The organism is Anaeroglomus insulsum, assembly GCF_050689095.1.
Taxonomy (GTDB): domain Bacteria; phylum Planctomycetota; class Phycisphaerae; order Sedimentisphaerales; family Anaerohalosphaeraceae; genus Anaeroglomus; species Anaeroglomus insulsum.
This window is the reverse complement of the sequence record NZ_JBOGCL010000009.1, coordinates 84,480-95,975: the sequence shown is the minus strand read 5'-3', so window position 1 is coordinate 95,975 and position 11,496 is coordinate 84,480. Positions and strand designations below refer to the sequence as shown.

9 protein-coding genes are annotated in these 11,496 nt (G+C 49.5%); 6 read left to right on the top strand and 3 right to left on the bottom strand.

What is annotated here, in order from left to right:
- Window positions 1-41: 41 nt before the first annotated feature.
- The 4 genes from ACQ9LF_RS09400 to ACQ9LF_RS09385 all read left to right on the top strand — a co-directional run bounded on the left by ACQ9LF_RS09400 (window position 42) and on the right by ACQ9LF_RS09385 (window position 4,677).
- Window positions 42-764, top strand: coding sequence for an ABC transporter ATP-binding protein (locus ACQ9LF_RS09400; protein ID WP_462489138.1), 723 nt, complete (start codon window positions 42-44; stop codon window positions 762-764).
- A 26-nt stretch (window positions 765-790) separates the two neighbouring features.
- Complete coding sequence (locus tag ACQ9LF_RS09395) at window positions 791-1,522, top strand: ABC transporter permease (protein WP_462489137.1); 732 nt, start codon at window positions 791-793, stop codon at window positions 1,520-1,522.
- Entirely contained in the window at window positions 1,522-3,501 is a 1,980-nt protein-coding gene (locus tag ACQ9LF_RS09390; protein WP_462489136.1) for a GldG family protein, read from the top strand. Before ACQ9LF_RS09395 ends, ACQ9LF_RS09390 begins: the two co-directional genes overlap by 1 nt.
- Window positions 3,502-3,567: 66 nt before the next feature.
- A complete protein-coding gene (locus tag ACQ9LF_RS09385; RefSeq protein WP_462489135.1) occupies window positions 3,568-4,677 on the top strand; it encodes a DUF4340 domain-containing protein in 1,110 nt (369 codons plus the stop codon).
- Window positions 4,678-4,753: 76 nt separating this feature from the next.
- Here the strand turns inward: ACQ9LF_RS09385 and ACQ9LF_RS09380 are convergent, their stop codons facing one another.
- From ACQ9LF_RS09380 to xth, 3 genes are all read right to left on the bottom strand, one after another.
- Window positions 4,754-7,012, bottom strand: a complete 2,259-nt coding sequence (locus ACQ9LF_RS09380; protein ID WP_462489134.1) for a Tex family protein — start codon at window positions 7,010-7,012, stop codon at window positions 4,754-4,756.
- A gap of 114 nt (window positions 7,013-7,126) precedes the next feature.
- Window positions 7,127-8,668, bottom strand: a complete 1,542-nt coding sequence (locus ACQ9LF_RS09375; protein ID WP_462489133.1) for an HPr family phosphocarrier protein — start codon at window positions 8,666-8,668, stop codon at window positions 7,127-7,129.
- Between the two features lie 110 nt (window positions 8,669-8,778).
- Window positions 8,779-9,552 carry an exodeoxyribonuclease III gene (xth, locus tag ACQ9LF_RS09370; RefSeq protein WP_462489132.1) on the bottom strand — a complete coding sequence of 258 codons (774 nt, stop codon included), beginning with the start codon at window positions 9,550-9,552 and terminating at the stop codon, window positions 8,779-8,781.
- Between the two features lie 242 nt (window positions 9,553-9,794).
- Here xth and ACQ9LF_RS09365 point away from each other — a divergent pair, with 242 nt between their 5' ends.
- Window positions 9,795-10,232, top strand: coding sequence for an RrF2 family transcriptional regulator (locus tag ACQ9LF_RS09365; RefSeq protein WP_462489131.1), 438 nt, complete (start codon window positions 9,795-9,797; stop codon window positions 10,230-10,232).
- Between the two features lie 318 nt (window positions 10,233-10,550).
- Window positions 10,551-11,495, top strand: a complete 945-nt coding sequence (gene epsC, locus ACQ9LF_RS09360) for a serine O-acetyltransferase EpsC (RefSeq protein ID WP_462489130.1) — start codon at window positions 10,551-10,553, stop codon at window positions 11,493-11,495.
- Window position 11,496 lies beyond the last annotated feature (1 nt).

Below are 11,496 nucleotides of genomic sequence, written 5' to 3'. Positions count from 1 at the left end.
TGACCAAATGAATTCGGAAACGAATCAAAGGAGAATAGAGCATGATTGATGTACAGCGTTTACGCCGTAGTTTTGGCCCCGTCGTGGCCGTGGACGACATTGTATTCAAGGTCCAAAAGGGCGACGTGCTGGGTTTTCTGGGGCCTAATGGCGCCGGAAAAAGTACAGCCATGAAGATGCTGGCCTGCTTTCTGAAACCGGACAGCGGAACAGCGACCGTTTGTGGCCATGATATTATCACAGACCCCATCGGTGTACGCCAGAGTATCGGTTATTTGGCAGAAAATGCTCCGGCTTATAACGAGATGACCGTTGGCGGATTTTTAAATTTTGTCTGTGATGCACGGCGCATTAAAGGACAGGCCCGAAAGAAAGCGTTGGACAGGGTGGTTCCCCTGTGTTCGATAGAGTCGGTTTATCACCAGACCATTGACACGCTGTCCAAAGGGTATCGTCGCAGGGTTGGGCTGGCTCAGGCCTTGATTCACGACCCGCAGGTTCTGATTCTTGACGAGCCGACTGACGGCCTGGATCCCAATCAGAAATATGAGGTTCGCAAGCTGATTAATGGGATGGCCAAAGACAAATGCATTATCGTTTCCACGCATATTCTGGAGGAAGTGGAGCAGATTTGCACCCGTACGATTATTATCGCCCGCGGCAAAATCCTGGTGGATTCCACCCCGCAGGCCCTGATTGAAAAGCACAAATGCAGTCTGGATGAGGTCTTCCGCAAGATCACGTCCACCAAAAAGACCGCGTAGCCCCTAATGAAACGGAGAATGATGCTATGAACGGTTTTCTATCAGTTTTCAAGCGTGAATTAAAAGGGTATTTCGCCACACCCGTGGCGTATGTGTTTCTGGTGATCTTTTTGTTCTTTGCCGGGTATTTGCCGTTTAAGGACGGTTTTTTTGAGATTCGTCAGGCGGAACTCAGGCTGTTTTTCCAGAGCCTGCCGCTGCTGTTTATCTTCATGGTTCCGGCGGCTGCGATGCGGTTGTGGGCCGAAGAACGCAAAAACGGCTCGATAGAGCTGCTCCTGACGCTGCCGATTACCATTCACCAGGCGGTTCTGGGGAAGTTTTTTGCCGCCTGGGGCTTTCTGGGAATCGCGCTGCTGCTGACGTTTCCGCTGCCGGTCACGGTGTATTACCTCGGGCATCCCGATACCGGACTGATTATCACCGGCTATATTGGTTCCTTCCTGCTGGCAGGAACATTTCTGGCTATAGGTTCGTTTTTTTCCGCTATTACGAAAAATCAGGTCGTCAGCTTCATTTTATCCGGGGCCGCCTGCGGTATCCTGGTCTATGCCGGCATGCCGACAACGGTCAATTATCTGTCCACAATGCTGCCGGCCAGCGTGGTTGCTCTGATTGAAATGATGAGTATTCAGTCCCATTTTGACTCCATCCTTCGCGGTGTTGTTGAACTGAAGGATATTGCCTATTTCATCATCCTGATTGTCGCCTGGATTGGCGCGTGCACTGTGGTTCTGGAAGAAAGGAAGGCTGCCTGATGAATCGAACCTTCAAAATCACGATGGCAATCACATTCATTGTTGTGATTGCGGTTTCGCTGGTCAGTATCGTCCATAAGCTTGGCAAATCCATGCGTCTGGATATTACCGAACGCAAGCTCTATACGCTGTCGGACGGAACCAAACAAATTCTGAATGGGCTGACCCAGCCGATTACCATTAAATTGTTTTACAGCAAAACCGCCTCGATGAAGGCTCCCGACCAGATTCGCTTTTACACCAATTATTACACCTTTGTGCGAGCGTTGTTGGAAGAATATGTCACGCAATCCAAAGGGAATGTCAAGCTGGAAGTGATCGACCCCCGCCCTTATACCGAAGAGGAAATGGCGGCGATTCGATACAAACTCAAGCGGTTTACCATCAGCCAGGAAGAGAGTTTCTTTTTTGGGCTGGTGGTTCAGACCCAGTTTGGTGTGACCAAGACCATCGAATTTTTTACTCCGGATCGGCAAAGCTTTGTTGAATATGATATCAGCTATCTGATTGACACTGCCGTCACTCGCCAGAAGACTAAAATTGGTGTGCTCAGTTCGCTGCCGGTCATGGGAGACGATGTGTCAGGATATATGGCGTATATGATGCGGATGCAGGGCCAGCAGCCTCGTCAGGCCTGGGGGATTATCCGTCAGATTAAGGAAAAGTATGAAGTTGTTTCGATTCCCGCCGATACCGACACCATCTCCGACGTGGATATGCTGCTGGTGATCCACCCCAAAGCCCTGCCCGAAAAGACCCAGTTTGCTATTGATCAATACATTCTCAAGGGCAAACGTGCCATGATTTTTGTGGACCCGCATTGTGTGGTGGATCGTCCAGATCCCATGCAGGCACAGATGGGACAAACTCCCTCGACTGAATCCAGTTTGGACAAACTGCTGCAGGCATGGGGGCTGGAAATGCCCAAGCTGACCTTTGCCGGCGACCGCACACTGGCGGTGATGGGGTCGCCCCGGCCCACCGACCGGCCGATGAAGATTATGGGGATTATGAAATTGACGTCTGCCGAACAGTGTTTCAGTGCGGAATCCCCCGCGACAGCGATGCTCAATGAAGTCAGCATGATGTTCCCGGGTGTGTTGAAGAAAATTCATCCCGATACAGCATCGGATATCAAATACACGCCTCTGATACAAACAACGTCAAAAGGAAATGCCTGGAAAGTGGATAGCCCCTATGAAATCATGAATCCGGATTACGCTGAGTTCCTGCGGAAATTCCGCGATGGAAGCGAACCGGTTGTGATGGGGTATGCAATTACCGGTAAATTCAAATCGGCTTTCCCGGACGGGATTGAAGTCGAAGAAAAAACCGAGGGCGCTGAGACGGACAAACCTGAAGGCGAGAAAAAACCGCCGGTGATGAAGAAAGTCACAGGGTTGACCGAAGCGGCGGAAACCTGTGCGGTGATGGTGTTTGCCGATGTCGATTTCATCAGCGATATTGTTGCCTACCAGCAGACTTTCTTTGGTACAGCAGTGGTTGGCGATAACAGCAACCTCGTGCTCAATGCCATTGAAGACCTGTCCGGGTCCAGTGCCCTGATGGCGGTTCGTTCACGCGGCCAATACAGCCGGCCCTTTACGCGTGTGGATGCAATTGAGGCCGAGGCCGATGCCAAAACGGCGGATAAAGAGACAGAAATTATGAATCAAATCAAGGCGTTTGAGCAGGAACTGAATCAGAAACTGGCCGCCGTTGATCGCAAGGAAGATGAATTAATCAACAAGACCATCCTTGAGGAAAAACAGGCTATTGAGCTGAAACTGCGTGAGAAGGAAAAAGAGCTGCGTGATGTCAAAATGCAGAAAGTCAAGCAGATTGAAGGCCTGGGAAGCAAGCTGAAAAATCTGTGCACGCTGCCCGGTCCGGCTCTGATTCTGCTGATTGCCGTGGTGCTTGGTTTGCGCCGGAGTTTCATGCGTCGTCATTATGTCAGCCATGCCAGTGATGCATAAAAGAACGCAGATGCTCAACAGACAGTAAGATAAAATTCAGCCTTGAATCAAACAGGGAGAATCACAATGAATGACAGAAAACTTGCGATATTGGGACTTGTTGCGGTTGTTTGCGTGGCTGCAGCAATTCTGGTGGATAAGATAGGGAACGTCAGGCAAAGCAGCAGTCTGATCATTGGACCGCTGATTGGCGGGTTGGATGTGGATAAGATCCATACAATCCTTGTCACCGGCGAAAAGGGAACCCAGAAAGTGACCCTTGTCAAATCCGAAAAGCGATTTGTGGTTGCCGAAAAAGACAACTATCCGGCCAGCACCAAGAAAGTCAACGAACTGGTCAATCAATGTCTTGATATTCGCACGGCGGAATTGCAGACTGAAGATCCTGCTTTTCACGCCGAACTGGGGCTTACGGAGGATACTGCCAGGACAACCGTGACCTTCAAAGATAGTGCAGGCCAGACCATTGTGGGCCTGCTGGTTTCAGAGAGCAAGCCGGAATCGGAGGGAGTCTTTGTGCGTCGGGCTGAAGATAACAAGGCTTATCTGACGCTGCAGTCGCCCTGGATATCCAGCCGTCCGCTGGATTATCTGGACACCCAGCTTCTTCAGGTGGATACCAAAAAGATTCTCGAAGTCACGGTGACTGATCCGAACAATCTAAGCTATACTCTTCAATCGGACAATGGCGGCGATGTGGTTACCCTGGCGGCGTTGCCTGCTGGCAAACAGCTCAAGGGGACAGCCCATCGCAGTGTATTCAGTGCACTGGGTAATCTGAACTTTGAGGATGTGAATCCCAAAGAGAAAGTCGACGGCTTAACACTGGACCGCCATTATATCTGCAAGCTGAATGACTCGACGGTCTATACGCTTGACCTGGGCAAAAAAGAAGAGAAGTGGTATCTGAAACTGAACGTTGAGTTTACGGACAAATCCGAAGTGGTGAAAGAAAAAGGTGTCGAATCTGAAGAGCAGCTCAAGAAAAAAGAAGCTAAGCTGCTGGCACGCGATGCAGCTGAAATGCTGGCCAAAAAAACAGCCAACTGGCTGTATGTGATTCCGCAGTATAAAGCGACAGAATTAACCAAATCGCTGAATGAATTGATTGAAGATATTCCGGCAAAGCCGAAAGAGCCGGCTGACCCCAACACGCCGAATGACGCGAAGGCTTAGTCGCCGCAAGGATAGATTAAAATCGAAAGGGCCGTTATCAACGGCCCTTTTTTTGTTTTCGCGGAATGTTCAGAAATCAGGACAAACGAACATCGCCGAATCGCAGCTGGTCGATCAGCTTTCCTGAGGACTTGGGCGCCGGTGACTTGGGCGGAGTTTTTCGCGGCGTGTCTTTTTTCTCCATGGCTTTGCCTTCAGGTTTGCCTTGTTTCATCGACAGGCGGATCCGCTTTCGGGGGATATCGACCTCCAGAACCGTCACCTGAACCTTTTGGTGAACCTTGACGACATCAGCTGGATCTTTAACAAACCGATCTGCCAATTCACTGATGTGTACCAGGCCGTCCTGATGCACTCCGATATCGACAAAAACACCGAAAGCCGTGATATTGGTCACAATCCCGGGTAATTTCATGCCGGCGGAAAGATCTTCGATTTTCGTAATTCCGTCGGCGAATTTGAAGGACTCAAACTGTTTACGGGGATCCCGGCCCGGCTTGGCCAGTTCCTGCATAATGTCATTCAGGGTTTCCAGGCCAATCGTATCGGTTTTATAGGTTTCGAGTTTTATTTTGGACCGCAGTGCGGCATCGTTCATCAATTGCCTGACAGAACAATTCAAGTCCGAAGCCATCCGCTCCACGATCGGATAACTTTCCGGATGGACAGCGCTGGCATCCAGCGGATTTTCAGCATCACGAATCCGTAAAAAACCGGCGGCCTGCTCAAATGCCTTGGCCCCCAGACGCGGAACGTTGGTCAGGCTTTGTCGGCTTAGGAAGGGACCGTGTTCGTTGCGATAATCGACGATTTTCTGGGCTAAGGCAGGCCCGAGGCCGGATACATACATCAGTAACTGCTTGGATGCGGTATTGACTTCAACGCCGACACTGTTGACGCAGCTGATGACCACGTCATCCAGGGATTGTTTGAGCAGGCTTTGATCTACATCGTGCTGATACTGGCCGACACCGATGGATTTCGGGTCGATTTTGACCAGTTCAGCCAGCGGGTCCATCAGCCGACGGCCAATGGATACAGCTCCGCGAACGGTCAGGTCATAATCTGGAAATTCCTCCCTGGCTGCCTCCGAGGCGGAATAGACTGAGGCACCGCTTTCATTGACCATCACGATGAGGATGCTTTTGTCCAATTCAAGGGACCTGATAAAATCCTCGGTTTCACGACCGGCTGTACCGTTACCAATCGCAATCGCTTCGATCTGATATTCCTGACACCAGTGACGAATACGCTCCGCTTCGCGTTTTGCGGCCTGTTCACCGTTATGCGGATATATCACCTCGTTGCCGCACAGCTTGCCCTGTTTATCCAGAAAGACAACCTTGCAGCCGGTACGATAGCCCGGATCGATTGCCATGATGTTTTTCTGGCCCAGCGGAGATGCCAGCAGAAGCTGCCGCAGATTTTCAGCGAATATTTTGATTGCCTCCATATCGGCACGTTTTTTGGTCTCCAGCCGCACCTCGGTTTCCATCGAGGGTGACAGCAGCCGGTCATATCCATCGTCAATGGCTTTGCGGAGATACGGCGTACAGGCATTGCTGGAGCGAATATACATGGCGTATAAAAGCTGTAGAGCCGTTTCTTTGGGGGCCAGAATGCGCAGGATCAGGAAACCTTCGTTTTCTCCCCGACGCATGGCCAGAATCCGATGGGATGGGGCTGTGGCAACCGGTTCGGTCCAATCGAAGTAGTCCTGGTATTTGGCAGCCTCTGCCTTTTTGTCTTCCAGCACTTTGGATGAAAACTGGCCTGCCGTAAAATACAATTCACGGATTTTGGCACGGCTGTTCGGGTCCTCGCTGAGCATTTCAGCAAGGATGTCGCAGGCACCGGCCAGGGCTTGTTCAGGATTGTCCACGCCTTTTTCAGGATTGACATACTCAGCAGCCGCAATCTCTGGCTGGGTAGTGTCTTTTTGCTCCAGAATCAGCATGGCCAGAGGCTCCAGTCCTTTCTCCCTGGCGATCGTTGCCCGGGTGCGTCGTTTGGGACGATACGGCAGATAGATGTCTTCCAGTTCCGTCATGGTCTGGGCTGCCATGATGGCTGATTCGAGTTCCGGCGTCAGCAATTCACGCTCCTTCAGCGATGCCAGAATGCTGTCGCGACGGGCATGGAGTTCTTTTAGCTGCTGGAGACGATCCCGGATATGGGTTACAGCCACTTCATCAAGACTGCCAGTCATTTCTTTGCGGTAGCGGGCAATGAAGGGTACGGTCGCACCATCGGCCAGAAGCTCAGCGGTTGCGGCGACTTGTCTGGCCGAGATATTCAGTTCGCCGGCTACCGTTAACACAAACTGCTGTTCCATCACAAGATCCTTATCCTCAATCCATGATTATAAATAAGCTCAAAAGCGTGTTTTATAACAATCCCGGCAGATTCTGGCAAGTGTGAAACGGAGAATAACGGAGTTTTTATGCGGTTATTGCCGCAGGTATTTCAGGCGTTCCGGCAGCGGGATATTGTTGCCAAAATTATCTTCCCCATAACCGCATTCGGCCAGCAGGCGAATATCCTCCAGAACGCGTTTGTCCCCAAAGAATGTCACTTTCATTTCTGTGGCGATGTCGATTTTGCCCATCACCAGCAATTTGGCAATTTCATCCGTGACCTGCTCAATCAGTCTGGCATCCTGCTGAATGGTCATATCATCCAGTTTAAGCGGCTGTTCATAAATGATGACTTTGCCATAATCGGCCAGTGTCATAATGATACTGCGAATGAGGGTTTTGGTATCCGTGCCGCTGACCTGAGTGGGGACCAGCCCCAGGCGAATCGTCTCCGCTGCCAGCGACCGCCGTTTGTTGGCATTGATTTTTTCATTGGCCCTGAACAGCTCCAGCGGAGAACGGGCATCGTACGACTCGCCTTCCAGCTCCATCCGCACGTCGCTTCCATAATGCAGCACCAGTTTTGAAATCAGCGTCGAGGGACGGACATGAAATCCCCGATAGGGGGGAACGCGAACTTCAATACGGGTGTTTTCCGTATAGCGGCGGAGCATATTTTGGCACAACAGCTCCGCACAGGTCAGATATTCGCTCACAAAACAGATCGAATAGTGAAGCAGCGTGTCCAGCAGTTGTTCGGGTTCAACCAGCTTTTTGGCCCCGGGCACATGAAGCGAAGTGGGGCCTGCGTGACGTTCATAGTAATGGGCAAAATCCCGTGCCGTACGCAGCAGATGCAGGACAACGCTGATGTGTCCCCGCAAGACCGGCAAGTCTTTGTCCAAAACCTCGGTTTCTGTGGTTGAAACATACGTGTCATACAGGGACTGCAGATTATGGAAACGGAGTTCCAGTGACCGAAGCTTTTCTTCACTAATGGGGCCGGTCATTTCATAATGATATTCTCGGGAAGCAACAAGACCCTTGGGAAGAGCCTGCTTGCATTCGGCGGCAAGGTTCAAAAACGCGGTTGCCAGAAGGGTTACCGTGTTGGAAACCGTTTCGAGTTTACGAATGGCTAAATCATGCGGTAAACGCCCCATGGGCAGTGACTCTGCATAAGTTTCCGGGGTTGGAATGGAATGGGGGATCGGAATATGCAGCCAGGCCGCTTCCTGCAGGAGACGCTCTGTTGCCCGATAGAGAATTTCTTCAACAAATGCTATGGCCTTCTGGGTTCCGATGGTAAAATCCTGCTCAACAGGCAAAAGCCGATAAGCGGGTATGGAATGCTGAATATGGAGCAATTCATAACCGACATTGGAATACAGCTTGATGGCGGCAGTCATCGAACGGAAGCCTGCCCATTGACTGTTGTTTCGGGCTCCATAGGAATCCAGAAGTTCTTCCGTCTGGGTGGCTTGGGCCAGTAATTCCCCCAGCAGAGGACGCGTCAGTTTGCCAAGATTATTCTGGTGCTGCATCACCAGAAAGCTGGCGGCTCTGAGCAGAGTCTGTGTCCGTCGTCCAATCAGACGTGAAAATTCTTCATATGATATTGATACAGGGCCCATACAACCTTGCACCTTTAACATGATACTCCACAGCGGCAGTTACTGTCATCTGCCGCAAGACGGAGAAACTATACCTATCTGCGACAAAAAATCAAGATAATTGCCTATTCTCAAAATGATTTGAATTCGGCGACAACCGGGGTGTGATCGCTGGGTTTTTCCAATTCCCGAGGAGCTTTGTCGATGCGGCAGTCGATACAGTGTTGAGCCATGATGGGGGTTGCCATAATATAATCCAGCCGCCACCCCATATTGCGTTTGAAACCATTGGGAACACGATAATCCCAGAACGTGTATTGTTCCGGCTGTGGATGGAATTGGCGAAATAAATCCACAAACCCCCATTTCATGACCTCGCGTAAGGCATCCTGGATTTCCTGACAAAAACACACGTCACCCCACAGGTTTTTGGGATCATACACGTCTTTATCTTCGAGAGCGACATTCAGATCGCCCACCCATACTATCGGCTGGTCTGGTGTGTAAGTTTTGTCGAAATAGTCTTTTAGCCACGAAAACCACTTTAATTTGTATTGGAACTTCTCACTTTGAAGAGATTGCCCCTGAGGAATATAGGTGTTTACGACAACCACGTTTTTATAGGATATTTTGATAAACCTTGCCTCTTTTGCAGGATCCTGAGGCAATCCTATTTGGACATCTTGAGTCGGAATATCGCTGAATATGGCAACCCCATTGTACTTTTTTTGCCCATGATATAAAATATGATACCCTGAATCTTTGAATGCTTCTAAGGGAAAATCAGTGTTTTGTACCTTGGTTTCCTGGACGCACAGAATCTGGGGCTTATGTTTCGCCAGCCACGCATTGAGTATATCGATACGGCTCCGGATGGAATTTACATTAAATGTTGCTATGATCATCTCAATCCTTTTCCAAAAGCATTATACCCCTCCCCCAAAAAATGTCAAGGCGTATCGTAAGTCTATATTTAGCAGGTGTATAAGATATATTCGATGGATTTCCCAGCAAGTTTCCTCGAAAAAAGTATTGAAAATTTATGATTTGTACGGAAAATAGAGAAAAAATAATATTGAATTGCACAATGTTGACAAAAATGAGTAGTATATAACTATAGAATGAATAGGAATATGGGAGTTAGGTTATGAAATTATCTTCAAGAACACGCTATGGGATGAGAGCTATGATGGAACTGGCTCTCGAATATGGAAAGAAACCTCTTCAGATCAAATCCATTGCAGATCGCGAGGATATTTCCAATAAGTATCTGGAGCAGCTTGTAGCTATGCTCAAATCCTCGGGTCTGGTCCGCAGTGTTCGGGGTCCTCGCGGAGGATATATGCTGGCCAGAAATCCAGCTGAGATTAAGCTCAGTGAAATTTTCACCACCCTTGAGGGGCCGCTCATTCCTATAGAGTGCGTAGAACACACTGAATTCTGTCCCAAATGTCCAGATTGTGCCACGCGTCTGATTTGGACGGAATTATACAAGGCTTTAATGAGTGTCTTGGATAACACGACCCTCAAAGAGTTAGCTGAACGTGCCGACAAGATTCAGCAGGGCGGAAGCCATCAAATATAAGTTCCTATTGGTCAAAAGAAACAGCGCGGCGGGACAGTCTTCACAAAGCTTGTGAATCCCGCCGTTGTATTTTATAAGGTATTGACCTTGGAATATCTCGAGATATTCTGGAATCTGTTTAGGGTGAATATGTGTCTTGGGTTTTTCAAATACAGATATGTTTGCTTATACAAACGCACCCACACGATTTATACGTGATTATTCCGCGAGCAAAAGAGGCACGCGGTTGAAGCTGCTATACTTAGCCGTGACGAAACGGGAAATTTCAAGTAGGATTAGTATAAATAACCTCATCCATAACCGTATCTCAGGTGTGATATGTCGCATAAAAGTTTTGACAGCAAGCAAATTGACAGCTTGACTCAGGCCATCTTGGCATCCTATCAGGATGATATGGGGACCAACTTTATCGATGTCAAGAACTTGCCCGTCCGAGACAAGATATTGTTTGTCCTGAATTCACTGATGGAGCTATTGTTTCCGGGTTATACCGGCAAACGGCCAGTCAGCAGTGAAAACATCCGCTCTATCGTGCAGGAAATTCTCGTTATGGTTCGGCGGGAATTGGCAGAACAAATCGAGCTGGCGTTGCGATTCAATTGTAAATTAAAGGAATGCCCCGCCTGTGACTGCAGAATTCTGGCCGGAGAATGTTGTGAAAAATTGCTAAACCAGATTCCCGAGATCCGCCAAATGCTTAAAGAAGATGTCCAGGCGGCTTTTGATGGAGACCCGGCGGCAAAAGCACCTGAAGAAATTGTTCTCAGTTATCCGCATTTGTGTGCGATTGCAATTCATCGGGTTGCCCATGAGTTGTATCGGATGGATATCCCCCTGATTCCCCGGATGATGGCAGAATATGCACATTCACAAACCGGGATTGATATCCACCCTGGAGCCCAGGTTGGCAGGCGGTTCTTCATTGACCATGGGACAGGTGTGGTTATTGGCGAGACGGCTGTAATTGGAAATAATGTCAAGATTTACCAGGGTGTTACGCTGGGTGCGGTAAGCTTTCCCAAAGACGAACATGGCAACATCATACGCGGGAAAAAACGGCATCCGACGTTGGAGGATGATGTTACTGTGTATGCCGAAGCGACCATTCTGGGGGATATCGTGATTGGCAAGGGGGCTGTTATTGGCGGCAATGTCTGGATACGGGAATCTGTCCCGCCCGGCGCTGTGGTGACCATTGCCAAGCCGGAATCACTATATGTAACCCGCGGTCGCAGGAAGACGGCGGAGAAAAATTCGGAGTAGT